Source organism: Streptomyces sp. NPDC091280, from assembly GCF_044768565.1.
Taxonomy (GTDB): Bacteria; Actinomycetota; Actinomycetes; order Streptomycetales; family Streptomycetaceae; genus Streptomyces.
The window spans coordinates 288,302-311,774 of record NZ_JBIVUZ010000009.1 but is presented as its reverse complement, the minus strand read 5'-3'; the positions used below and the strand labels follow the sequence as shown (position 1 = coordinate 311,774).

Annotated in this window: 21 protein-coding genes; 16 read left to right on the top strand and 5 right to left on the bottom strand. The window is 70.3% G+C overall.

The window, feature by feature from the left end; genetic code table 11:
- Positions 1-119: 119 nt before the first annotated feature.
- The 5 genes from dop to prcA all read left to right on the top strand — a co-directional run bounded on the left by dop (position 120) and on the right by prcA (position 4,114).
- A complete protein-coding gene (gene dop, locus ACIQPR_RS27630; protein ID WP_078532319.1) occupies positions 120-1,631 on the top strand; it encodes a depupylase/deamidase Dop in 1,512 nt (503 codons plus the stop codon).
- 155 nt (positions 1,632-1,786) lie between these two features.
- Entirely contained in the window at positions 1,787-2,005 is a 219-nt protein-coding gene (locus tag ACIQPR_RS27625) for a ubiquitin-like protein Pup (RefSeq protein WP_401196475.1), read from the top strand.
- Between the two features lie 259 nt (positions 2,006-2,264).
- Positions 2,265-2,498, top strand: a complete 234-nt coding sequence (locus tag ACIQPR_RS27620) for an endonuclease VII domain-containing protein (RefSeq protein ID WP_403653953.1) — start codon at positions 2,265-2,267, stop codon at positions 2,496-2,498.
- On the top strand, positions 2,450-3,295 hold the full coding sequence (prcB, locus tag ACIQPR_RS27615) for a proteasome subunit beta (RefSeq protein ID WP_403653437.1): 846 nt from the start codon (positions 2,450-2,452) through the stop codon (positions 3,293-3,295). The genes ACIQPR_RS27620 and prcB overlap by 49 nt, the downstream gene beginning before the upstream one ends.
- Before the next feature lie 69 nt (positions 3,296-3,364).
- Complete coding sequence (gene prcA, locus ACIQPR_RS27610) at positions 3,365-4,114, top strand: proteasome subunit alpha (protein ID WP_403653434.1); 750 nt, start codon at positions 3,365-3,367, stop codon at positions 4,112-4,114.
- Positions 4,115-4,244: 130 nt separating this feature from the next.
- Here the strand turns inward: prcA and ACIQPR_RS27605 are convergent, their stop codons facing one another.
- Positions 4,245-5,261 (bottom strand): LacI family DNA-binding transcriptional regulator, encoded by a 1,017-nt coding sequence (locus tag ACIQPR_RS27605; RefSeq protein WP_403653431.1) that lies wholly within the window; start codon positions 5,259-5,261, stop codon positions 4,245-4,247.
- A gap of 98 nt (positions 5,262-5,359) precedes the next feature.
- On the opposite strand from ACIQPR_RS27605, the gene ACIQPR_RS27600 reads away from it, so the two are divergent.
- The 11 genes from ACIQPR_RS27600 (at position 5,360) to ACIQPR_RS27550 (ending at position 16,756) form a co-directional block, all read left to right on the top strand.
- Entirely contained in the window at positions 5,360-6,619 is a 1,260-nt protein-coding gene (locus ACIQPR_RS27600) for an MFS transporter (RefSeq protein WP_403653428.1), read from the top strand.
- 9 nt (positions 6,620-6,628) lie between these two features.
- Positions 6,629-7,990, top strand: coding sequence for a Pup--protein ligase (pafA, locus tag ACIQPR_RS27595; protein ID WP_171143128.1), 1,362 nt, complete (start codon positions 6,629-6,631; stop codon positions 7,988-7,990).
- 141 nt (positions 7,991-8,131) lie between these two features.
- On the top strand, positions 8,132-9,145 hold the full coding sequence (locus ACIQPR_RS27590) for an FKBP-type peptidyl-prolyl cis-trans isomerase (RefSeq protein WP_403653425.1): 1,014 nt from the start codon (positions 8,132-8,134) through the stop codon (positions 9,143-9,145).
- A 93-nt stretch (positions 9,146-9,238) separates the two neighbouring features.
- Complete coding sequence (locus tag ACIQPR_RS27585) at positions 9,239-9,610, top strand: FKBP-type peptidyl-prolyl cis-trans isomerase (protein WP_403653422.1); 372 nt, start codon at positions 9,239-9,241, stop codon at positions 9,608-9,610.
- A 130-nt stretch (positions 9,611-9,740) separates the two neighbouring features.
- On the top strand, positions 9,741-10,694 hold the full coding sequence (locus ACIQPR_RS27580; RefSeq protein WP_403653419.1) for a helix-turn-helix transcriptional regulator: 954 nt from the start codon (positions 9,741-9,743) through the stop codon (positions 10,692-10,694).
- A 19-nt stretch (positions 10,695-10,713) separates the two neighbouring features.
- A complete protein-coding gene (locus ACIQPR_RS27575; RefSeq protein WP_403653417.1) occupies positions 10,714-11,739 on the top strand; it encodes a helix-turn-helix transcriptional regulator in 1,026 nt (341 codons plus the stop codon).
- Between the two features lie 38 nt (positions 11,740-11,777).
- The gene (locus tag ACIQPR_RS27570) at positions 11,778-12,038 is read left to right on the top strand and encodes a hypothetical protein (protein WP_403653414.1); all 261 of its coding nucleotides are present in this window, start codon (positions 11,778-11,780) and stop codon (positions 12,036-12,038) included.
- A 19-nt stretch (positions 12,039-12,057) separates the two neighbouring features.
- On the top strand, positions 12,058-12,252 hold the full coding sequence (locus ACIQPR_RS27565) for a hypothetical protein (RefSeq protein WP_403653412.1): 195 nt from the start codon (positions 12,058-12,060) through the stop codon (positions 12,250-12,252).
- 260 nt (positions 12,253-12,512) lie between these two features.
- Complete coding sequence (gene tatA / locus ACIQPR_RS27560) at positions 12,513-12,794, top strand: Sec-independent protein translocase subunit TatA (protein ID WP_403653410.1); 282 nt, start codon at positions 12,513-12,515, stop codon at positions 12,792-12,794.
- A 48-nt stretch (positions 12,795-12,842) separates the two neighbouring features.
- Positions 12,843-13,805 carry a twin-arginine translocase subunit TatC gene (gene tatC, locus ACIQPR_RS27555; protein WP_403653407.1) on the top strand — a complete coding sequence of 321 codons (963 nt, stop codon included), beginning with the start codon at positions 12,843-12,845 and terminating at the stop codon, positions 13,803-13,805.
- A gap of 86 nt (positions 13,806-13,891) precedes the next feature.
- Positions 13,892-16,756, top strand: a complete 2,865-nt coding sequence (locus tag ACIQPR_RS27550; RefSeq protein WP_403653404.1) for a DEAD/DEAH box helicase — start codon at positions 13,892-13,894, stop codon at positions 16,754-16,756.
- Here the strand turns inward: ACIQPR_RS27550 and atzF are convergent.
- Genes atzF through ACIQPR_RS27530 form a run of 4 tightly spaced genes read right to left on the bottom strand, consistent with a single transcriptional unit; the run spans position 16,738 to position 23,358 of the window.
- Positions 16,738-18,411 (bottom strand): allophanate hydrolase, encoded by a 1,674-nt coding sequence (atzF, locus tag ACIQPR_RS27545; protein ID WP_403653401.1) that lies wholly within the window; start codon positions 18,409-18,411, stop codon positions 16,738-16,740. The genes ACIQPR_RS27550 and atzF overlap by 19 nt on opposite strands.
- A 20-nt stretch (positions 18,412-18,431) precedes the next feature.
- Positions 18,432-21,941, bottom strand: coding sequence for a 5-oxoprolinase/urea amidolyase family protein (locus ACIQPR_RS27540; RefSeq protein ID WP_403653398.1), 3,510 nt, complete (start codon positions 21,939-21,941; stop codon positions 18,432-18,434).
- The gene (locus ACIQPR_RS27535) at positions 21,938-22,537 is read right to left on the bottom strand and encodes an urea amidolyase associated protein UAAP2 (RefSeq protein ID WP_403653395.1); all 600 of its coding nucleotides are present in this window, start codon (positions 22,535-22,537) and stop codon (positions 21,938-21,940) included. Before ACIQPR_RS27535 ends, ACIQPR_RS27540 begins: the two co-directional genes overlap by 4 nt.
- On the bottom strand, positions 22,534-23,358 hold the full coding sequence (locus ACIQPR_RS27530) for an urea amidolyase associated protein UAAP1 (RefSeq protein WP_403653392.1): 825 nt from the start codon (positions 23,356-23,358) through the stop codon (positions 22,534-22,536). Before ACIQPR_RS27530 ends, ACIQPR_RS27535 begins: the two co-directional genes overlap by 4 nt.
- Positions 23,359-23,473 lie beyond the last annotated feature (115 nt).

Below are 23,473 nucleotides of genomic sequence, written 5' to 3'. Positions count from 1 at the left end.
AGGCTCTTCGGTACCGCCGAGTCGCGCAGTGCGGGGACGGGCACCGCACACGCACCGGAGCGCCAGCGGTACTTGAGCGGCGCCCCCGACCGAGGGCGCCGCCGGGCAAGGAGGGCCGCATGACCGTACGGCGAGTAATGGGCATCGAGACGGAGTACGGGATCTCCGTCCCCGGCCACCCCAACGCCAATGCCATGCTCACCTCGTCCCAGATCGTCAACGCCTACGCGGCGGCGATGCACCGGGCCCGGCGGGCCCGCTGGGACTTCGAGGAGGAGAATCCGCTGCGGGACGCGCGAGGCTTCGACCTCGCCCGGGAGGCCGCCGACTCCACCCAGCTCACCGACGAGGACATCGGCCTCGCCAATGTCATCCTCACCAATGGCGCACGCCTCTACGTCGACCACGCACACCCGGAGTACAGCTCTCCCGAAGTCACCAACCCCATGGACGCCGTGCTGTGGGACAAGGCCGGCGAGCGCATCATGGCCGAGGCGGCGGAGCGGGCGGCCCAACTCCCGGGCGCCCAACCGATCCACCTCTACAAGAACAACACCGACAACAAGGGCGCGTCCTACGGCACGCACGAGAACTACCTGATGAAGCGGGAGACCCCCTTCTCGGACATCGTGCGCCACCTGACGCCCTTCTTCGTCTCCCGACAGGTCGTCACCGGGGCCGGCCGCGTGGGCATCGGCCAGGACGGACACGAGCACGGCTTCCAGCTCAGCCAGCGCGCCGACTACTTCGAGGTCGAGGTCGGTCTGGAGACCACCCTCAAGCGCCCCATCATCAACACCCGCGACGAACCGCACGCGGACGCCGAGAAGTACCGCCGCCTGCACGTGATCATCGGCGACGCGAACCTCTCCGAGATCTCGACGTACCTCAAGCTCGGCACGACGGCGCTCGTCCTCTCCATGATCGAGGACGGCTTCATCGCCGTCGACCTGGCCGTCGACCAGCCGGTCCGCACCCTCCACCAGGTCTCCCACGACCCCACCCTCAAGCGCCTGGTCACGCTCCGCAGCGGCCGGACACTCACCGCGGTCCAGCTCCAGATGGAGTACTTCGAGCTGTCCCGCAAATACGTCGAGGAACGCTACGGCTCCGACGCGGACGACCAGACCAAGGACGTCCTCGCCCGCTGGGAGGACACGCTCAACCGCCTGGAGAACGACCCGATGAGCCTGGCCGGCGAACTGGACTGGGTCGCCAAGCGGGAGCTCATGGAGGGCTACCGCCGCCGGGACGGCCTCGACTGGGACGCGGCCCGGCTCCAGCTGGTCGACCTCCAGTACGCGGACGTACGGGCCGACAAGGGCCTCTACAACCGCCTGGTGGCCCGTGGCCGCATCAAGCGGCTGCTGGACGAGGACACGGTCGAGCGGGCGCGTACGACGCCTCCGGAGGACACGCGCGCGTACTTCCGCGGCCGCTGCCTGGAGCAGTACGCCGACGACGTCGCGGCGGCCTCCTGGGACTCCGTGATCTTCGACCTCCCGGGCCGGGACTCGCTCCAGCGCGTCCCAACCCTGGAACCGCTTCGCGGAACGCGTAATCACGTCAAGGAGCTCCTGGACCGCTGTCGTACGGCGGAAGACCTGGTCAGGGTCCTGTCGGGCGGCTGACAGGGCCTCCGGATCAGGGACTCCGGACAGGGTGGAATGTCCGGTGGCCGGGAATCATCGAGGTGGCCGCCGTACGTTGTAGGAACTGCGGGGCCGATGTCAGTCCCTGCAAGTAGGGTCTGATCAAGAACGTCGAACCGAGCGGGGTGAGGGTTATGGCGACCAAGGACACCGGCGGCGGACAGCAGAAGGCGACGCGCTCCACGGAGGAGGTCGAACAGCAGGCGGAGGAAGCCCAGGCGACCGACGACCTCAAGGAGCGCCACGAGAAGCTGAGCGACGACGTCGACTCGGTTCTGGACGAGATCGATGACGTCCTTGAGGAGAACGCAGAGGACTTCGTGAGGTCATTTGTCCAGAAGGGTGGCGAATAGGGGTCAATGTCCGAATTGGCCGACGGGGGAGGTTGCCCGCGTTGCAGTCGGATATTGCCGCGGGCGGCCTTCGCCAGGAACAAGGCCATGGGTGACGGACTTCAGGCGTACTGCCGAAAGTGCTCTGCGGAGTACTGCCGGCAGTGCCAGGAGGCCAGGGGTGAGGCTGTCCGCGCCACGGTGCCGGTGCCGGGCTGACCGGAACCGGCGAAGTTGCTTCAAGCGCGAGTACGGCATCGCCCTGGCCGAGCGGGACGAGATGACCGCCTCTCAAATGGGGCTCTGCGCGATCTGTTTGAAAGCTCCTGCGGTTCATGTGGATCACCGCCACAAGGCGGGTAGGGTCCGAGGCGTACTGTGCTTCAACTGCAATTCCGGCATCGGCCTGTTGAGGGATGACCCCGCAGCTGCGTACCGAGCTGCCGATTACCTGGAAGGAAACGCGTGGAAGCCAACACTCGTAGCACCGGGCGTCTACCAGCTGCCTTCCTGACGCCTGGGTCGTCGTCCTTCATGGATTTCCTCTCCGCCCATCAGCCGGAGCTGCTCCCGGGCAACCGGCAACTGCCGCCCACCCAGGGCGTCGTCGAGGCCCCGCACGGCACGACCATCGTCGCCGTCACCTTCCCCGGTGGCGTGGTGCTCGCCGGTGACCGGCGGGCCACCATGGGCAATGTCATCGCGCAGCGGGACATCGAGAAGGTCTTCCCGGCGGACGAGTACTCGGCCGTCGGTATCGCCGGCACCGCCGGCCTCGCCGTCGAGATGGTCAGGCTCTTCCAGCTGGAGCTGGAGCACTTCGAGAAGGTCGAAGGCGCCCAACTCTCCCTGGAGGGCAAGGCGAACCGGCTGTCCACCATGATCCGTTCCAACCTCGGCATGGCCATGCAGGGCCTGGCCGTGGTCCCGCTCTTCGCCGGTTTCGACGTGGACCGCGGCGTCGGCCGCATCTTCTCCTACGACGTGACGGGCGGCCGTTCCCAGGAACACGGCTACGCGGCCACCGGCTCCGGCTCGGTCTTCGCCCGCAGCGCCATGAAGAAGTTCTTCCACGACGGACTGACCGAGTCCGAGGCCACGACCCTCGTGGTGCAGGCCCTCTACGACGCCGCCGACGACGACTCGGCGACCGGTGGTCCCGATGTGGCCCGCCGGATCTACCCGATCGTCACCGTGATCACCGAGGACGGCTTCCGTCGGCTCACCGACGACGAGTCCTCCGAGATCGCCGCCTCGATCCTGGAGCGGCGACTGCAACAGCCCGACGGCCCGCGCGCCGCGCTGCTCTGACCGCAGGCCCGTTGTCATCAAGGTGATCCAGTGACTTCGACGGAACTCTAAAGAGAGGGACGGATACCGGTGTCGACGCCGTTCTATGTCTCACCCCAGCAGGCGATGGCCGACCGGGCGGAGTACGCCCGCAAGGGCATCGCCCGTGGCCGCAGCCTGGTCGTGCTGCAGTTCGCCGACGGCATTGTCTTCGTCGGCGAGAACCCGTCCCGCGCGCTGCACAAGTTCAGCGAGATCTATGACCGGATCGGGTTCGCCGCCGCCGGAAAGTACAACGAGTACGAGAACCTGCGGATCGGCGGCGTGCGCTACGCCGACATGCGCGGTTACACCTACGACCGCGCGGATGTGACCGCCCGCGGTCTCGCCAACGTCTACGCCCAGACGCTCGGCACGATCTTCTCCAGCGCGGCCGAGAAGCCGTACGAGGTGGAGTTGGTCGTCGCGGAGGTCGGGGACACCTCCGACGGTGATCAGATCTACCGCTTGCCGCACGACGGTTCGATCGTGGACGAGCACGGCTCGGTCGCGGTCGGAGGCAACGCGGAGACGATCAGCAGCTATCTGGACCAGCGGCACCGCGACGGCATGACCCTCGCGGAGGCGCTCAAGCTGGCCGTGCAGTCCCTGTCCCGTGACACGAACGGCAGCGAGCGGGAGATCCCCGCCGAGCGCCTTGAGGTCGCGGTGCTGGACCGTACCCGCCCGCAGGCCCGCAAGTTCAAGCGGATCGTCGGCGGCGAGCTGTCCCGGCTGCTCGGTGAGAGCGGGGACGCGTCGTCGGAGTCCGAGGAGAGCGACGACGACGCGGGGAAGTGAGTGGGCGTTCGTCCGACACCCAAGTCCCTCGCCCAAACCCTTCGCCCAAGCCCATCGCTCAATCCCTTCACGCAAGTCCTTCGTGCGCCCCGGCCGGTCATCGGTCGGGGCGCACGGGCGTGGTGGGGCGTCAGAGGCGGCCAGGCGGCGCCGTGGAGCCTCGTACGACCAGTTCCACCGGGATGTCCCCCTCCTCCGGTACGCGGCCGTCCAGGACCGTCAGGAGGGCGCGCATGCCGTGTTCCCCGAAGAGTTCGGCGTCGAGGCGGACCGTGGTCAGTTCCGGGTCGAGGGCGGTGGCCAGGGCGAGGTCGTCCAGGCCGGTGATCGACAGGTCGTCCGGGATGCGCAGGCCGAGGCGTCGGGCGGCCTTGTAGGCGCCGGCGGCGAGTTTGTCGTCGTCGCAGACCACGGCGGTGGGCCGGGGCCCCGGTGCGGAGAGGGCGGCTTCGGCGGCGGTCAGGGCGCCCTCGATCGAGATCGGGGCGTGGGTCGTACGGACCGAGGTGCCCGCCACGGAGCCGACCCGCGCGGCCAGTTCGCTTGCGCGTACCTCGAAGGTCCAGGACGGGACGTCCGCGGCGAGGTGCAGGAAGCGGCGGTGGCCCAGGGCCAGCAGGTGTTCGGCGACCTGGCGGACGCCGTCGGCGATGTCCAGGTTGACGGTCGCGGCGCCGAGGCTGCCCTCCGGGTCGCTGTCGAGCATGACCAGGGGCAGCTGGTCGCCGCGGATCGCGCTGAGGGCGTCGGCGGCCATGGAGGAGGCGATGACGCCGTCCAGGGCGGCCTGGGCGGAGGCGAAGGGGTCGCGGGCGGGGCCGATGCCCTCGGGGGACGGGTACAGGACCACGCCGAAGCCGTGTTCGGCGGCGATGCGGGCGGCTCCTGTGTAGACGCCGGCGAAGAACTCCGTGGTCAGCGCGGGGACGACCAGGAGGACGGTACGGGTGCGTCCCAGCCTGAGGTTGCGGGCCGCGAGGTTGGGGCGGTAGCCGAGGTCGCGGGCCGCTTCCCGGACGCGTTCGGCGGTGGTCTCCGCGACGCGGCCCCGCCACTTGTCGCCGAACACCAGGGAGACCGCGGCCTGTGACACCCCCGCGGCCCGGGCGACGTCGCGGCTCGTGGGGCGGGTGCTGCCTCGTGCCACCGTGGGGCTGCTCCTTCGGCCGGGCTCCGTCTGGACTCGTGACAGGGCACATGGTACGTATGACAGTGGAAGTTATACGTAAAACGTGAGGGTGGGGCATGGCCGTGGGATATCTGGAGATCCTCAGGGCGAGACACGCCGCGCGGCTGCTGGTGGGCACGCTGGTCGGCCGGCTGCCGAACGCCACCGCCGCCATCGCGATCGTGCTGTTCATCCGCGCGGAGGGCGGCACGTACAGCCTCGCCGGCGCGCTGGCGGCCGTCTACGGCATCGCCAACGCGGTCGGACAGCCCCTCCTCGGCCGTCTGGTGGACGTCCACGGACAGCCGCGCGTGCAACTGCCCGCCGCGGTCCTGTCCGCCCTCGCGATGACCGTGTTCGCTTGCACGGGCACGGATCCGCTCCCGCTCGCCTACGTCGCCGTGGCCGCCGCGGGCCTTTTCGCGCCCCCTCTGGAGGGAGGTCTGCGTGCCCTGTGGCCGGCCGTGCTGGGCCGGGAGGAGCAGGTGCACACGGCGTACGCCATGGACGCGGTGGCGCAGGAAGTCATGTTCACCGTGGGGCCGTTGCTCGTGACGGTGTTCGTGTCGCTGTGGTCGGCCCCGGTGGCGCTGCTCGTACTGAACGTCATCGGGGTGCTGGGCGCCCTCTCCGTGGTCGTGTCGCCGCCCTCGCGCGCGTGGCGGTCGGCTCCGCGCGAGGCGCACTGGCTGGGCGCCCTGCGCTCGCCGGGACTCCTGGCGCTCCTGGGCGCGTTCCTGTTCGTCGGGATGGCGCTCGGGTCCATCACGGTCGCCTCGGTGCCGTACGCGGACGGGCACGGCGGTGACGTGGTGTACGGGTGGCTCATGGCGGCCATCGGTCTGGGCGCGCTGCTGGGCGGGACGGTCTACGGGGCACGGCAGTGGAGCGGGGTGCCCGAGCGCCGACTGCGGGTCCTGGTGGGGCTGCTGGCGGTGTGTTACCTGCCGCTGATGCTCATGCCGGGCGCGGTCGCCATGGTGCTGCTGACCGTGCTCGCCGGGGTGTTCCTGGCGCCCGCCCTCGCCTGTGCGTTCATCATCGTGGACCGGCATGCCCCGAAGGGGACGGTCACCGAGGCTTTCTCCTGGCTTGTGACGACGTTCACCGTGGGCGCGTCGGTCGGAACGGGTGTCGCGGGGCCGGTCGTGGAGGCCGGTGGGGCCCTGTGGGGGTTCGCCGTGCCGGGGGCGGCCGGGGCGGTGTCGTCGCTGGTCCTGCTGGCCACCGGACGGGTCCTCGCAGCTCCCGCCGGGGGAGCGGTCGTTGCGGCTTCATCGGAAAATGATCCAAACCGTGCGGTCGAACCCCGTTTCAGCACAGGGGATCGGGCGTAATGTTCAGTCATGGACCGCCGCATTTTCGGGCTGGAGAACGAGTACGGCGTCACGTGTACGTTCAGGGGACAGCGTCGGCTGTCTCCCGACGAGGTGGCTCGGTACCTCTTCCGCCGTGTCGTGTCATGGGGCCGCAGCAGCAATGTCTTTCTGCGAAACGGCGCCCGGCTCTATCTCGACGTGGGATCACATCCGGAATACGCGACCCCCGAATGTGACAACGTGACCGAACTGGTCACCCACGACAAAGCCGGCGAGCGCATTCTCGAAGGACTCCTGGTGGACGCCGAACGACGCCTGCACGAGGAAGGAATCGCGGGCGACGTCTACCTCTTCAAGAACAACACCGACTCGGCGGGCAACTCGTACGGCTGCCACGAGAACTATCTGGTGGCACGGCACGGCGAGTTCTCCCGGCTCGCGGACATCCTCATCCCGTTCCTGGTCACGCGTCAGCTGCTGTGCGGCGCGGGCAAGGTACTGCAGACCCCGCGCGGCGCCGTGTACTGCGTCAGCCAGCGCGCCGAGCACATCTGGGAGGGCGTCTCCTCGGCGACGACGCGTTCCCGGCCCATCATCAACACCCGCGACGAACCGCACGCGGACGCCGAGCGCTACCGCCGTCTCCACGTCATCGTGGGCGACTCGAACATGTCCGAGACGACCATGCTGCTCAAGGTCGGCGCCACCGACCTGGTGCTGCGCATGATCGAGGCGGGCACGGTGATGCGCGACCTGACCCTGGAGAACCCGATCCGGGCGATCCGCGAGGTCAGCCACGACATCACGGGCCGGCGCAAGGTGCGTCTGGCCAGCGGCCGGGAGGCCTCCGCGCTGGAGGTGCAGCGCGAGTACTACGAGAAGGCCGTGGACTTCGTCGAGCGCCGCGGCATCCGCACCGGCACCGTCGAGCAGGTCCTCGAACTCTGGGGCCGGGTGCTGGACTCGATCGAGGCCGAGGACCTCGACCGGATCGGCACCGAGATCGACTGGGTGATGAAGTACCAGCTGATCGAGCGGTACCGGGCCAAGCACAACATGACCATGTCCCACCCGCGGGTCGCCCAGATCGACCTCGCGTACCACGACATCCACCGTCGCCGAGGGCTCTACTACCTCCTGGAGAGGAAGGGCCAAGCCGCCCGGATCTGCAACGACTTGAAGATCTTCGAGGGCAAGTCCGTTCCGCCGCAGACCACTCGGGCCAGGCTCCGCGGCGACTTCATCCGCAGGGCCCAGGAGCAGCGGCGGGACTTCACCGTCGACTGGGTCCACCTCAAGCTCAACGACCAGGCACAGCGCACCGTGTTGTGCAAGGACCCGTTCCGTTCGGTGGACGACCGGGTGGAGAAACTGATCGCCGGAATGTAGGCAAAAGCGTCCGGATACCGATGTCCGGATACATATTCGGTACGCCACACGGGCCCCGTACGTTTCACGTACGGGGCCCGCGCCACGCCGTAGAGTTGCGCGCACGCCATCAACAAGATCGACCGATACGAGGCCTTCACCGTGCGCCGACGCTCCCTTCTCATCGCTGTTCCCGCAGGACTCGTGACGATCGCGGGGTGCGGAGACAGCGATTCCTCCTCCAGCAAGGCCAGCGCGTCGCCGTCCCCGTCGCCGTCCGCCTCGGCCTCGACGGTGCCGCCGCCGAAGATCGTCGACGGTCCGGTGCCGGCGATCACCGCGGGCACGAAGTTCGACGAGAAGCCGACCGTCGCGAAGGGCACGGGTGATCCGTCGAAGAACCTCGCGGTCAAGACGGTGATCGCGGGTGGCGGAAAGGCCGTCGCGGAGGGCGACTTCGTCCAGGTGAACTATCTGGGCCAGGTCTGGTCGACGGCCAAGGTGTTCGACAACTCCTACGACCGCAAGACCCCGTTGGTCATCCAGCTCGCCCAGGGCAGCATCATCGACGGCTGGCGCTACGGCCTCGCGGGCCGCAAGGTCGGCAGCCGCGTCGAGATGGCCATCCCGCCGACCTGGGGCTACGGCACGACGGGCAACAGCCAGGCGGGCATCAAGGGCACCGACACGCTCGTCTTCGTGATCGACGTGCAGGACGCCTTCAACATCAAGAGCGCCGCCAAGGGCAAGGCCGTCGCCCAGACCGACAGCGCGCTGCCCAAGGTCGGCACCAACACCGACGGCAAGGCCCCCTCGGTCACCGTCCCCAAGTCGAACCCGCCGAAGAAGCTCGTCTCGAACTACGTCCTGGAGGGCGACGGAGCCGTCGTCAAGGCGTCGCAGACGATCCTGTGCCAGTTCGAGGGCGTGGTCTGGAGCACCGGCAAGGAGTTCGAATCGACGTACTCGCAGGGCCGGTTGAGCCAGTTCGCGATCTCCCAGATGGAGTCGGTCGTCAAGGGCCTGGCGCAGGGCGTCACCGGTAAGAAGGTCGGCAGCCGCGTCCTGATCGTCGCGCCCCCGGACCTGGCCTACGGCGACACCCCGCCCACCGGCGGCGCCATCAAGAAGGGCGAAACCCTGGTGTTCTCGGTCGACATCCTGGCGGCCATGTAACCCCGGGGCGACGAGCCTGGCCGACGCACCGGCGCGGCCGGGATGCGAGACTGTCCGATGTTGCCTTGTCGTACACAAGCAGGAGCTAGAGACGTGAGCATCGAGAAGCCCGAGATCGACTTCCCGGAGGGCGCACCCCCGGCGGACCTGGAGATCAAGGACCTGTGGGAGGGTGACGGCGAGGTCGCGCAGGCGGGCCAGAACGTCACCGTCCACTACGTGGGCGTGGCCTTCAGCACCGGCGAGGAGTTCGACGCCAGCTGGAACCGCGGCACCCCGTTCAAGTTCCCGCTCGGTGGTGGCCGTGTCATCAAGGGCTGGGACCAGGGCGTGCAGGGCATGAAGGTCGGCGGCCGTCGCCAGCTGACCATCCCGGCGCACCTCGCCTACGGCAACCAGAGCCCGACCCCGGCCATCAAGCCGGGCGAGACCCTGATTTTCGTGGTCGACCTCGTCGCCGTCTGATCACCGGATCCGACCGGACCCGATCACCTGGGGCCCATGCCTGCTCGGGCATGGGCCCTCGGCTTTTGCCAGGCCATCGCGGGGCGGTACGGTCATCGTTCGTAAGTACAGAGGAAGGCGAAGGGCGTCGATGGCCATTGCCAAGGCCGAGCGGCTGATGAACCTCGCGCTGTGTCTGCTCGGGACGCGGCGACCGCTCAGCAAGCGTGAGCTGCGGGAATCCATCGAGGCCTATCTCGAAGCGGGCAGCGACGACTCCTTCAACCGGATGTTCGAGCGCGACAAGGACGATCTGCGCGAACTCGGGCTGGTCATCGAGACCGTGGAGAACCTGGACGCCGAGGTCGGCTATCTCGCCCGCCGCGACAGCAACCGCCTCCCGCCCGTCACCCTCGACGCCGAGGAGGCCGCCGCGCTCGGTCTCGCCGCGAAGGTGTGGCAGCAGGCCCGGCTCGCCGGAGCCGCCAGCGGCGCACTACAGAAACTGCGCGCGGCCGGCATGCCCGAGGACCTCGACCCGTACGAGCCGCACGGCGCCCTGGAGCCTCGTATCCCGGTGCACGAGGCGTCGTTCGAGCCGCTGATGCTGGCCTGCCGCGACCGCCGGCCGGTCGTCTTCGAGTACCGCAAGGCCACCGCCGCCCGGCCCGAGACCCGCAGCGTCGAGCCGTGGGCCCTTGAGTGCTGGCGCGGCCACTGGTACCTCGCCGGCTGGGACCGGGACCGCGGTGCCGAGCGCGTCTTCCGGCTGTCCCGGATCACCGGCAGGGTGCGCTCCCGCAGCGGTCGCTTCACCGCGGACGTACCCGATGTCGTCACCGTGCGCGAGACCGTCGCGAGCTGGGCGGGGGAGACCGCCGACCGCTCCGCGCTGATCCGGCTGCGCACCGACGCCGGGTACCCCCTGCGGGCGAAAGCCACGGCGGTTCGGGAACTCGGGGACGGCTGGGACGAGTTGGAGATTCCGTACGGCCACGGACTGGACGCCTGGCTGGTCGAGTTCGGGCCGGACGTGGTCGTCCTGGAGCCCGCCGAGCTGCGGGCCGACGTGGTGGACCGGCTGCGTGCCGTGGCCAAGGGCTGAGGGGGAGCGGAAGAGGACTGTGGCAGGCAAACCGGTCAGGCCAGTCAACGCCATCGACCAGACCAGGCGGATGCTGTCCCTGGTGACCTATCTCAAGGAGCGCCCCGGAGCACGCGTCGAGGATGTCGCGCGCGCCTTCGGGATCACCGAGGACGAACTGGTCTCCGACCTCGACGTCCTGCCCATGTGCGGGACCAGCTTCCGGGGCGGTGACCTGCTCGACATCGACACCGACGGCGAGCGGATCTGGTGGCACAACCCGGACGACGTCGCCGAACCGCTGCGGCTCGCCGCCGACGAGGCGACCGCGCTGCTGGTCGCCGCCCGCGCGGTGTCCACGCTGCCGGGCCTGCGCGAGAGCGACCGGCAGGCGCTGCTGCGGGCCAACGCCAAACTGGAGGCGGCGGCCGGTGAGGCGGCCGGGGCCAGCGCGCGCCTCTCGGTGACCTTCGAGTCCGAGGGCGGTGTCTTCGCGGACGTCGACCGCGCCATCTCGGAGCGCCGCCGGCTGTGGATCCGCTACTACTCACCGGCCCGCGACGAGTTGAGCGAGCGCGAGATCGACCCGATCCGCCTGGTCAGCGTCGGGCACACCTATGTAGAGGCCTGGTGCCGGCGCTCCGAGGCGCGCCGCACCTTCCGCCTGGACCGGGTCGCCGAGATCAAGATCCTCGACGAGCCGTCCGCACCGCCCGAGATCGAACTGCGGGACCTGTCGGAGGCGCTGGTCCAGCCCGCCGCCGAGGACCCCGAGGTCGTCGTGGAGGTCGGTCCTGGCGGGCGCTGGGTCGCCGAGTACTACCCGCACGACAGTGCCGATGAGCTTCCCGACGGCGGGCTGCGTATTACCCTGCGCACCCCCGACCCGGCGTCCTTGCGGCGCCTGGCCCTGCGGCTCGGGCGCGACGGCCGGATCGTCTCCCCGAGCGACCTCGCCGACAGCGCCCGCCGCGCGGCCCGCGAGGCACTGGCGGCGTACGACGGACCGCAGAGCGTGGTTGACGGTGTGCACGGTGTTGACGAGAGGCGGGAGCAGCAGCTGTGAGCGAGTCGACGGTGTCGGGTGTCTTGGGTGTTCAGGAGATGACGGTGGCGACCGCCTTCGCCGGGATGAAGAACGTGCTGCCCGTCGTGTTCAGAGCGGGCTGCCCGGACTGCCGGGGCAACTTCGAACTGGCCGCGAGCGCCCTGCGCCTCGCCATCGGCGCCACCAGCCGCACCACCTTCTACTCCTTCACCTGCCCCGACTGCGGTGCCGCCGTCCGCAAGCCCGCGGGCGAGCGGATCGTCGAGCTCCTCACCGGCGGCGGGGTCAGGACCCTGCGGCTGACCTCCGTCGGGTAGCAGGGTCTAGGCTCGCCCCATGTTCTGGGCGATGGTCGCGGTAGCTGTGGGTTTTCTGGGTCTCGCCGTGCTCGGTGTGCTCGCCGTCCGGGTCTTCCTGGAGGCGCGGCGGCTCGGACAGCAGGTCACGGACGCCGCGCGGCGCATCAACAGGGCCGCCGAGGACCTGGAGCGGGCGGCCGTCTCCACGGCCCGTTCCGTCGACGCACTGTGAGTCACATGTGCGTGGGGTGTGAGTTGCGAGCCTGATGCGCTTCGCGTCACTTTGCCCTGTCACGTTGTCGGTCGAGGCGGGTACGCTGCTGATCGCGGTCCGGATAACGAGGCCCGGAGCGCGGACCGGGAGTACGCACGGGGATTGCCTCACGTTTACCCCTGAGCGTTACGATCGCTGGCAGCACGAACGTCGGACAAGTGTCCGACCGATCGCACAGCACCCCCACCCCAGCCGCCTCGGTGAGAAGGTAAAGACTTATGTTCGGAAGGCTCGGAGCTCCCGAGATCATTCTCATCCTCGTCGTCATCGTGCTGCTCTTCGGCGCGAAGAAGCTTCCGGACATGGCCCGCTCCCTCGGCAAGTCCGCCCGCATCCTCAAGAGCGAGGCCAAGGCCATGAAGGAGGAGGGCAACAGCACGCCCGCCCCGGCCGGCCCGCCGAGCACCGAGGAGCCCGTGCAGCGCACCATCCAGGCCGCTCCCGGCGACGTGACCAGCTCGCGCCCCGTCACCGAGCCGTCGGACACGACCAAGCGCTGACGCAGGGCCGGGACGCCCCCGGCCTGCCGCACGAGATGAGGACGTGGGTTGCCCAAGTCTGCCCGCAAGAAGGAGAAGGACCCCGAGGGGCGGATGCCCCTCGCGGACCATCTGCGTGAGCTGCGCAACCGGCTCGCGAAGGCGATGCTCGCCATCATCGTGGTGACCTGCGTGGCCGCCTTCTTCTACAACGACATCGTCAACATCATCACCAAGCCGGTGCTGGACTCGGTCGGTTGCGCCTCGACCTTCGAGGAACTGCGCAAGGCCGGCGACAAGACCCACCAGTGCGCGCAGATCACGATCAACGGTCTGCTGACGCCGTTCACCCTGGCGTTGAAGGTGTCCCTGATGGCCGGCGTCGTCCTGGCGTCCCCGGTCTGGCTGTACCAGCTCTGGGGCTTCGTCGCCCCGGGCCTGCACAAGAACGAGAAGAAGTACGCGCTCGGCTTCGTCGGCACGGGCGTTCCGCTCTTCCTCGCCGGCGCCTACTTCGCCTACCGGGTGCTGCCCACCACGGCGAAGGTCCTGCTCGGCTTCACGCCGAAGGACGTCAACAACCTGCTGCCGCTCGACGACCTGCTCGACCTGGTCACGCGCATGGTGCTGGTGTTCGGCCTCTCCTTCGAGCTGCCGCTGCTGCTGATCATGCTCAACCTCACCGGCGCGCTGACGGGCAAGCGGATGCTCGGCTGGTGGCGCGCGATGATCCTGGGCATCACGATCTTCGCGGCCATCGCCACCCCCAGCACCGACCCGCTCACCATGCTGGCGCTGGCCGGGCCCATCTGGGTGCTGTACTTCGGCGCGGTCCTCTTCTCCCTGCTCAACGACCGGCGCAAGCGCCGCCGCGACGAGTCGGGACCGGCCGACGACGAGGCCTCCGACCTCGACCTCACCCCCGAGGACATCGGTGACGTCGAGTCCGTCTCGGCCGGCCGGGCGGCCCTGCCCGAGCAGGCGAACGGCACCGGTCCGGACCGGGTCAACGGGTACGACGACGTGACCTGAGCACCGTCCCCGCCTCCGCCGAGACCGGCCGTTCCCGCAGCGCGGGCGGCCGGTCTCCGCGTGTGGAGGACCTATGGGAACGGATAATGATCGTCCTGTTGTCAGTGGCGCCCGGTACGCTCGAAAGCACGATGACAGAGGAACTCTCCCCGGCCGAGCGGTACGCGGCAGCCCGCCTGCGGGCAGCCGAGCAGGCCACCGCGCTCGCGGACTTCCGCGAGATGTACGACTTCGGTCTCGACCCCTTCCAGATCGAGGCCTGCAAGGCGCTCGAAGCGGGGAAGGGCGTGCTGGTCGCGGCGCCCACCGGCTCCGGCAAGACGATCGTCGGCGAGTTCGCCGTCCATCTCGCCCTCCAGCAGGGCAAGAAGTGCTTCTACACGACCCCCATCAAGGCGTTGTCGAACCAGAAGTACGCCGACCTGTGCCGCCGTTACGGCGCGGACCGGGTCGGTCTGCTCACCGGTGACAACAGTGTCAACTCCGAGGCTCCGGTGGTCGTCATGACCACCGAGGTCCTGCGGAACATGCTGTACGCGGGCTCGCAGACCCTCCTCGGTCTCGGATACGTGGTCATGGACGAGGTGCACTACCTCTCCGACCGCTTCCGCGGCGCCGTCTGGGAAGAGGTGATCATCCACCTCCCCGAGTCGGTGACCCTGGTCTCGCTCTCGGCCACGGTGTCGAACGCGGAGGAGTTCGGCGACTGGCTCGACACCGTCCGCGGCGACACCGAGGTGATCGTCTCCGAGCACCGGCCCGTGCCCCTGTTCCAGCACGTGCTGGCCGGACGCCGGATGTACGACCTCTTCGAGGAGGGCGAGGGCAACAAGAAGGCCGTCAACCCCGACCTCACCCGCCTGGCCCGTATGGAGTCGCAGCGCCCCTCCTACCAGGACCGCAGACGCGGCCGTGCCATGCGCGAGGCCGACCGGGAGCGCGAGCGCAGACAGCGCTCACGGGTGTGGACACCGGGCCGCCCCGAGGTCATCGAACGCCTGGACAACGAGGGCCTGCTCCCCGCCATCACGTTCATCTTCAGCCGCGCCGCCTGCGAGGCCGCCGTACAGCAGTGTCTGTACGCCGGGCTGCGGCTGAACGACGACGAGGCGCGGGAGAAGGTGCGTGCGCTGGTCGAGGAGCGGACGGCGTCCATTCCGTCCGAGGACCTTCATGTCCTCGGGTACTACGAGTGGTTGGAAGGCCTGGAGCGCGGTATCGCGGCCCATCACGCGGGCATGCTGCCGACGTTCAAGGAGGTCGTCGAGGAGTTGTTCCTGCGTGGCCTGGTGAAGGCCGTGTTCGCCACCGAGACCCTGGCGCTGGGCATCAACATGCCCGCGCGCTCGGTGGTGCTGGAGAAGCTCGTCAAGTGGAACGGCGAGCAGCACGCCGACATCACCCCCGGCGAGTACACGCAGTTGACCGGCCGGGCCGGCCGGCGCGGCATCGATGTCGAGGGCCACGCCGTCGTGCTGTGGCAGCGCGGGATCAGCCCCGAGCACCTCGCGGGACTCGCCGGTACGCGTACGTATCCGCTGCGCTCCAGCTTCAAGCCGTCGTACAACATGGCGGTCAACCTGGTCGAGCAGTTCGGGCGGCACCGTTCGCGCGAGTTGCTGGAGACCTCCTTCGCGCAGTTCCAGGCGGACCGGTCGGTCGTCGGGATCTCCCGGCAGGTGCAGCGCAACGAAGAGGGCCTGGAGGGCTACAAGGACTCCATGACCTGCCACTTGGGCGACTTCGACGACTACATGCGGCTGCGTCGCGAGCTCAAGGACCGTGAGACCGAGCTGGCCCGGCAGGGTGTGGCGCAGCGGCGCGCCGAGGCGGCCGTGGCCCTGGAGAAGCTCAAGCCGGGAGACGTCATCCATGTCCCGACCGGCAAGTACGCCGGTCTGGCACTGGTGTTGGACCCGGGCCTGCCCGCCGGACGGTCCAACGGCCATCGCGGCTTCGAGCAGCACGACGGCCCGCGTCCCCTGGTGCTGACCGTGGAGCGGCAGGTCAAGCGGCTCGCGTCGATGGACTTCCCGGTGCCCGTCGAGGCGTTGGACCGGATGCGGATCCCGAAGTCCTTCAACCCCCGTTCCCCGCAGTCCCGTCGGGACCTGGCCTCCGCGTTGCGCACCAAGGCCGGGCACATCCCGCCGGAGCGGGTCCGCAAGCAGCGCTCGCAGGCCGCGGACGACCGGGAGATCGCGCGGTTGCGTACGGCGATCCGCGCGCACCCCTGCCACGGCTGCACCGACCGTGAGGATCACGCGCGTTGGGCCGAGCGGTACCACCGGCTCCAGCGGGACACCACACAGCTGGAGCGGCGCATCGAGGGGCGGACCAACACCATCGCCCGCACCTTCGACCGGATCGTCGCGCTGCTGACCGAGCTGGACTATCTGCGCGGCGACGAGGTCACCGAGCACGGCAAGCGGCTCGCCCGGCTCTACGGCGAACTCGACCTGCTCGCCAGTGAGTGCCTGCGGGAGGGGGTCTGGGAGGGCCTCGCCCCTGCCGAACTCGCCGCCTGCGTCTCGGCGTTGGTGTTCGAGGCGCGGGTCAGCGACGACGCCACGACGCCGAAGGTGCCCTCCGGCGCGGCCAAGGCCGCGCTGGGGGAGATGGTGCGGATCTGGGGCCGGCTCGACGCCCTGGAGGAGGATTTCCGGATCACGCAGACCGAGGGGGTCGGTCAGCGGGAGCCCGATCTCGGCTTCGCCTGGGCCGCGTACATGTGGGCCAGTGGGAAGGGGCTGGACGAGGTGCTGCGGGAGGTGGAGATGCCGGCCGGGGACTTTGTTCGGTGGTGCAAGCAGGTGATTGATGTGTTGGGCCAGATTTCCGCGGCGGCGCCGGTTTCGGGTGAGGCGGCCTCGTCTACCGTGGCCAAGAACGCGCGTAAGGCTGTTGATCTGTTGCTGCGGGGGGTTGTGGCCTATTCGTCGGTGGGGTAGCGGTGCTTCAGATAGTTCCGCCAGCTGCCGTTGGCCGTGATGTCCTCGGCGTTTGTCAGAGCTGCCGGTTCGCACAGGAAACCCGGCACTCTGGTGCCGTCCGCCAACTCCACGCTTCCCAGCGTCATCGGGCGGGGGAGCGCGGCGAGCAGACGGCCCAGGCCCTCGGCCGGGAGGCGCCACACCTCGGCCTCGATCGCCGCGCCGCTCTCAGCGCCCACGTGCACCAGGCCCGGCTTGGGCGGAGTCGTCGCCAGGGCGTGCAGGCGGTACACCGGGGCCGTGGTCGTCGTGCGGTCCAAGCGGGCGCCGAGGGAGAGGAGTTGGGGGTTCAGCGGCTGGCCCGTCAAGTGGGCCCCCACCACTGCCAGTTGCACGGACGGCTGTAGCTCGCGTGCCAGTCGGGACAGGCGCTCGTCGGTGAACGCCGGGCCGATCAGCATCACCCCGAAGGGCAGCCCGTCCACCTGGCCCGAGGGGGCCGCCACCGCCGCGAGGTCGAAGAGGTTCGTGGAGTTGGTGAAGCGGCCCAGGCGGGCGTTGGCTCCCAGGGGGTCTGCGGCCACCTCGGCCAGGGTGGGGTGGCCCGGTGTGGTCGGGAGCAACAGGGCGTCCGCGTCGGCCAGTTCGGACAGGGCCCGGGTGCGGAGCGCGGCGAGGCGCTCCTCGTCCGCGTACAGCCGGTGGGCCGGGATGTCCCGGGCCCGGGTGATGATGCCGGTGACCGTGGGGTCCAGGCCCTCGACACCGTCCGCCGTCGCCTTGTCGACGAAGCCTCCCACCGCCGTGTAGCGCTCGGCGACGAACGCGCCCTCGTAGAGCATCGCCGCCGCCTCCGTGAAGGGGGTGAGGTCGAGCGTGCGGATCTCGGCGCCCGCGCCCCTGAGTTGCTCCACCGCCGCCTCGTACGCCTCGGCCCAGCCCGCGTCCAGTTCGCCGAGCTGGTCGCGGGCCGCCACCGCGACGCGCCACGGGCCCGGGGCGCGCTGCGGGAGGGGCGGGAGGTCGCGGTCCGGTGGGGCGGCCATGAAGGACAGGGCCTGGTCGGCCTCGGGGAGGGTGCGGGCGAACACCGTCACGCAGTCGATCGAGGCGCAGGCCGGGACGACGCCCGTCGTCGGGACCAGGCCCCGGGTGGGCTTGAGGCCGACGATGCCGTTGAAGGCCGCGGGCACCCGGCCCGAGCCCGCCGTGTCGGTGCCGAGCGCGAAGTCGACGATGCCCAGGGCCACGGCGACCGCCGAACCCGCGCTGGAGCCGCCGCTGATCCGCGCCGGGTCGTGGGCGTTGCGGACGGCACCGTAGGGGGAACGGGTGCCGACCAGGCCCGTGGCGAACTGGTCGAGGTTCGTGGTGCCGAGCACGAGCGCGCCGGCCGCGCGGAGCCGGGCGACGACCGGGGCGTCCGCCTCGGGTTCGTAGGCGTACGCCGGGCAGCCCGCCGTCGTCGGGAGGCCGTGCACGTCGATGTTGCCCTTGGCCGCGAACAGGCGCCCCGCGAGCGGGAGTCGCTCGCCCGCCGCCACGCGTTCGTCCAGCGCCCTGGCCTCCTGCTCGACGTCCGCCCGCGCGCGCAGGTCGATCCAGATCTCGGGGCGGTCCACGGCCTCGATACGGGCGTAGGCGGCGCGGACTCGGGACAGGGTGGTCGACATCTCTGGGTGCTCCTTGCTGTTCAGCTTGCGGGGGCGAGGACGAGGAGCGCCGTGCCCGCTTCGACCTGGTCGCCGGGCCTGGCCAGGATCTCGGCCACCACACCGGCCATCGGGGCGTGGACCCTGGACTCCATCTTCATCGCCTCAAGGGCCAGGAGGGGCTGGCCGACGGTCACCTCGTCGCCCGGCGCCACGTTCAACTGCCAGACGGAGGCGGCGAATTCGGCCTCCACCAGACGTCCGCCCGGCGGGACGGTCACCGCTGCCTGCGGTGGCGCCGGGGCGGCCGCGGCCTCCGCCCGGGTGAACTCGCCCGCCGCTTCCCACGCGTCGCGCTCCGCACCGAACGCGGTCTGCTGCCGTGTCCTGAACTCCGCGATGGAGTCGGCGTGTTCGGCGAGGAACGCCTCGTACTCGGCGAGCGAGAACGTGCCCTCCTCGATGCGCGGGACGAAACGGCCGGAGACGATGTCCGCCCGGAGTTCGAGGAGTTCGTCCGCCTCGACCGGATACCACTTGATGCGGTCGAAGAAGCGCAGCAGCCAAGGCGAGCCCGCTTCGAACGCGCCGCGCTGCTGCCAGCCCGACCACACCTGGGTCGTACGGCCCACGAACTGGTAGCCGCCGGGGCCCTCCATGCCGTAGACGCACAGGTAGGCCCCGCCGATGCCGACCGAGTTCTCCGCCGTCCAGGTGCGGGCCGGGTTGTACTTGGTGGTCACCAGGCGGTGGCGCGGGTCGAGGGGCGTGGCCACCGGGGCGCCCAAGTAGACGTCTCCCAGGCCCAGTACGAGGTATTCGGCGTCGAAGACCGTGCCGTAGACGTCCTCGACCGAGTCCAGGCCGTTGACGCGGCGGATGAACTCGATGTTCCAGGGGCACCAGGGGGCGTCGTCGCGGACGCCCGCCATGTAGCGGGCGATGGCCTCGCGGGTCGCCGGGTCGTCCCAGGAGAGGGGGAGGTGGACCGTGCGGGAGGGGACGATCAGCTGGTCGGTGGGCGGGAGGTTCCTGGCTGTCTCCCGTACGGCGGACAGGAGTTGGGACTGGGGCAGGCGGGCCGGGTCCGTCTGGATCTGGAGGGAGCGGATGCCCGGGGTGAGGTCCGTGACGCCCTCGATGTCGGCCTCGGCGACCGCCTCCATCAGGGCGTGGACGCGCATGCGCTGTGCCAGGTCCAGTTGCATGGGGCCGAATTCGACCAACAGATTGTCGTCGCCGCTGCGGCGGAAGGTGACGTCGCCGTCCCGGGCGAGTATGCCGCCGTCCACGATGTCGGCACGGGGGGAGCCGTCGACGCGCACCGGGCGGAAGCGGACCGTGTCGCCGGGCCTGAACTGGCCCAGTTTCCAGCGCTGTTGGCTGATCACCGTGGCCGGGCAGACGAAGCCGCCGAGGGACGGGCCGTCGGGGCCGAGCAGGACCGGCATGTCGCCGGTGTAGTCGACGGCGCCGACCGAGTACGGGGTGTCGTGGATGTTGGACGGGTGCAGGCCCGCCTCGCCGCCGTCGGTGCGGGCCCAGCGCGGCTTCGGGCCGACCAGCCGGACTCCCGTGCGCGCCGAGTTGAAGTGCACCTTCCAGTCGGCCGCGTAGAAGTCGTGGATGTCGTCCTCGGTGAAGAACTCCGGTGCCGCGTGCGGGCCTTCGACCGCCGCCACGTCCCATACGGCGCCGAGGACCGGGCGGTCGGCGGGCGGTACCGGCGTGCCCTCGACGACCGTGCCGCCGTGCAGGACGTCACCGGTGCGCAGCGCCCGCCCGCCGTGGCCGCCGAAACGGCCCAGGGTGAAGGTGCTCGCGCTGCCGAGGAAGGCGGGCACGTCCAGGCCGCCCGCCACCAACAGGTAGGTCCGCAGGCCGTGTTCGGCCGGTGCGCCGACCTCCAGGAGCGAGCCCGCGGCGAGCGTCACGGGCTCCCACTGCGGAACCGGGACGCCGTCGGCCGTGACCGGTGCGGGGGCGCCCGTCACACACACGGTGGTGGCGTGGGTGAACCTCAACGAGGGTCCCTGGAGCGTGCATTCGAGGCCGGGGGCGCCCTCCTCGTTGCCGAGCGCGCGGTTGCCGAGCCGGAAGGAGAGGTCGTCCATCGGGCCGCACGGCGGGACGCCGACCTGCCAGTAGCCGGTACGGCCGGGCCAGTCCTGGACCGTGGTGAGGGTGCCGCCCGCGACGATCTCGATACGGGGCGTGGGGTCGGTGACGGTGGCGAGGGTCGCCGTGGAGTGGGCGGCGGTGCGGAAGTCCGGCTCGGCGAGCGCCGCCCGGACCAGACCGAGGTTCGTCTCGATGCCGTCCACCCGGGTGCGGGCCAGCGCCTCGTCCAGTCGGCGCAGCGCCTGGGCGCGGTCCGGGCCGTAGGCGATGACCTTCGCGAGCATCGGGTCGTAGGACGTGGTCACCTCGGTGCCGGTCTCCACCCAGCCGTCGACGCGGACGCCCTGCGGGAACTCGACCCGGGTCAACAGGCCCGCGCTGGGCCGGTGTTCGCGGGACGGGTCCTCGGCGTAGACGCGGGCCTCGACGGCGTGGCCGCGCGGGGCGCCGGGTTCGCGTACGACGTCGGTCTCACCGCGCGCCAGCCGCAGCATCCAGGCGACCAGGTCGACGCCGTAGATCTCCTCGGTGACCGGATGTTCCACCTGGAGACGGGTGTTGACCTCCAGGAAGTAGGCCTCCTCGCGGCCCGCGTCGTAGACGAACTCGACGGTTCCGGCGGAGCGGTAGCCGACGGACGCGCACAAGTCGCGTGCGGACGAGGCCAGTTGGCGGCGTATGTGCGGGGGCAGGCCGGGGGCGGGGGCCTCCTCGACCACCTTCTGGTTGCGGCGCTGGAGGGAGCAGTCGCGGTCGCCGAAGGTGACGACCCCGCCCTCGCCGTCGCCGAAGACCTGCACCTCGACATGGCGGGCGTGCTCGACGAGGCGTTCCAGGAAGACGCCCGCGGAGGAGAAGGAGGCGGCGGCCACGCGCTGCACCCGCTCCCAGGACTCGGTGAGTTCGGCGGCGGAGCGGCAGGCGGACATGCCGATGCCGCCGCCTCCGCCGGTCGCCTTGAGCATGACGGGGTAGCCGATGGCCTCTGCTGCGGCGAGCGCCTCCGCGACGGAGCCCAGCAGGCCTGTCCCCGGGGCGAGTCGGACCCCCGCCGCCTCGGCCGCGGCCCGCGCGGTGTGCTTGGCGCCGAACAGCTCCAGTTGGGCGGGTGTCGGGCCGACGAACACGATGCCCGCGTCCTCGCAGCGCCGGGCGAAGGCCGCGTCCTCGGAGAGGAAGCCGTAGCCGGGGTGGATCGCGCCCGCGCCGGTGTCCTTCGCCGCCTTCAGGACCAGGTCGGCGTCGAGGTACGACTCCTTCGCGGGCGCCGGGCCGAGCCGTACCGCCTCGTCGGCGAGCCGGACGTGGGGTGCGGAGCGGTCGGCGTCGGAGTACACGGCGACCGTGCGCAGGCCGAGTTCACGGGCGGTGCGGATGACGCGGACGGCGATCTCGCCCCGGTTGGCGATCAGCAGCGTGTCGAAGGTCATCCACGGGCCCCGATCGTCATCTCCACGGCCGTCGGTTCGAAGCCGTTGCAAGGGTTGTTGATCTGGGGGCAGTTGGAGACCAGGACCAGGACGTCGCGTTCGGCGCGCAGGGTCAGTTCCAGGCCCGGCGCGGAGAGGCCGTCGACGATGCCGAGGGTGCCGTCCGGTTCGACCGGCACGTTCATGTACCAGTTGATGTTGGAGACCAGGTCCCGTTTGCCCAGGCCGTACTTGGCGCCCTCGGCGAGGAAGTTGTCCACGCACGCGTGCTGCGACCAGGTGTGGTGGCCGTAGCGCAGGGTGTTGGACTCCTTGGAGCAGGCGCCGCCGACCGTGTCGTGCCGGCCGACCTCGTCGGCGGTGACCGTCATCAGCGGGGTGTGCTCGTTGGACAGCAGCACGCTGCCGGTGGTCAGGAAGATGCCGCCCTGGGCGTGGATGGTGTCGGGGGCGCTGTAGCGGACCGACGTGTCGTGGGCGTCGTAGACGAGGAAGTCGACGGCCTGGTTGCCGTGCAGGTCGGTGATGGTGAGGGTCTCGCCGGTGCGGACGACGGCGGACCAGGCGGCGCGGGCGGGAACAACGGTCGTGCTCATGCGAGCCCCCTCGCGGCGAGGAATTCGGTGGTGTTGAGGAAGGCGCGGCGGCCTTCGGGCGTGGCCTCCCACAGCGGGTCGCCCGGCCCGGTGGCCTCGGCGCGCCAGGCCAGCACCTCCAGCGGGGTGCTGACGTAGGTCTCGCGCGGGTCGGCCGGGTGCGGCACGTTCGCGATCAGTACGGTCACGTCCTGCTCGGCGCGCAGGGTCACGCTGCCGCCGGGGCCGGCCGAGCCGGTGAAGTCGAGGGAGCCGTCGTCGCGGACCTCGACGCCCTGGAAGAAGGAGAGCGAGGGCGGCAGGTCGCGGGGTTCGAGGCCGTTCTTGGCGGCGGCGAGCTTGAACAGTTCGCGGCCGGCGGGGGAGGCGGACTGCGGGGTGCCGTCGCCGTAGCGCTCGGTGTTGCGGACGAGCGCGGAGGTGCCGCACAGCGCGTCGTGGCGGCCCGAGGTGTCGGCGACCAGGGAGGCGAGGACACGGCCCTGGTCGGAGAGGAGGAGCTGGCCCTCGCCGAGGTAGGCGTTCCACTGGACCTTGACCGTGTCGGCGACGTTCAGCCGTTCCCAGGGGCGGTCGGCCGCGTACAGGAGCAGATGGGCGCAGGCGTCGCCGCGCAGGTCGGTGAGGCGGAGTTCGGTGCCGCGGGCCAGGACGCGATGGGTGTAGTTGCCGCCCGCGACGGTCTCGGCCCAGACCAGATGCCCCGCCGCGCAGGGCGGGGACGGCCAGTCGGCGGCCGGGACGACGGGCATGGCCTCGGCGCGTCCGCCCTGCTGGGCGCGGGCATGGGCGCGGGCTCCGTAAGTGGTCGCTGTCGCCATCGCGGGGGACCTCCGGCTGCGGGGACGTCTCGGTCGTACGACATTTCTGTCGCTCGACAGAAATTAGGAGGCGGTCGGGTCGCCGGGATTGCCCGGGTGTTGCCGGTCGGTTACC

Excerpts from the sequence above, each read along its gene's own strand:
- dop (WP_078532319.1), top strand. The coding sequence starts at position 120 with ATGACCGTACGGCGAGTAATGGGCATCGAGACGGAGTACGGGATCTCC.
- ACIQPR_RS27625 (WP_401196475.1), top strand. The coding sequence starts at position 1,787 with ATGGCGACCAAGGACACCGGCGGCGGACAGCAGAAGGCGACGCGCTCC.
- ACIQPR_RS27620 (WP_403653953.1), top strand. The coding sequence starts at position 2,265 with ATGACCGCCTCTCAAATGGGGCTCTGCGCGATCTGTTTGAAAGCTCCT.
- ACIQPR_RS27600 (WP_403653428.1), top strand. The coding sequence starts at position 5,360 with ATGGCCGTGGGATATCTGGAGATCCTCAGGGCGAGACACGCCGCGCGG.
- pafA (WP_171143128.1), top strand. The coding sequence starts at position 6,629 with ATGGACCGCCGCATTTTCGGGCTGGAGAACGAGTACGGCGTCACGTGT.
- ACIQPR_RS27580 (WP_403653419.1), top strand. The coding sequence starts at position 9,741 with ATGGCCATTGCCAAGGCCGAGCGGCTGATGAACCTCGCGCTGTGTCTG.
- ACIQPR_RS27570 (WP_403653414.1), top strand. The coding sequence starts at position 11,778 with ATGACGGTGGCGACCGCCTTCGCCGGGATGAAGAACGTGCTGCCCGTC.
- ACIQPR_RS27565 (WP_403653412.1), top strand. The coding sequence starts at position 12,058 with ATGTTCTGGGCGATGGTCGCGGTAGCTGTGGGTTTTCTGGGTCTCGCC.
- tatA (WP_403653410.1), top strand. The coding sequence starts at position 12,513 with ATGTTCGGAAGGCTCGGAGCTCCCGAGATCATTCTCATCCTCGTCGTC.
- ACIQPR_RS27550 (WP_403653404.1), top strand. The coding sequence starts at position 13,892 with ATGATCGTCCTGTTGTCAGTGGCGCCCGGTACGCTCGAAAGCACGATG.
- atzF (WP_403653401.1), bottom strand. The coding sequence starts at position 18,411 with ATGTCGACCACCCTGTCCCGAGTCCGCGCCGCCTACGCCCGTATCGAG.
- ACIQPR_RS27540 (WP_403653398.1), bottom strand. The coding sequence starts at position 21,941 with ATGACCTTCGACACGCTGCTGATCGCCAACCGGGGCGAGATCGCCGTC.
- ACIQPR_RS27535 (WP_403653395.1), bottom strand. The coding sequence starts at position 22,537 with ATGAGCACGACCGTTGTTCCCGCCCGCGCCGCCTGGTCCGCCGTCGTC.
- ACIQPR_RS27530 (WP_403653392.1), bottom strand. The coding sequence starts at position 23,358 with ATGGCGACAGCGACCACTTACGGAGCCCGCGCCCATGCCCGCGCCCAG.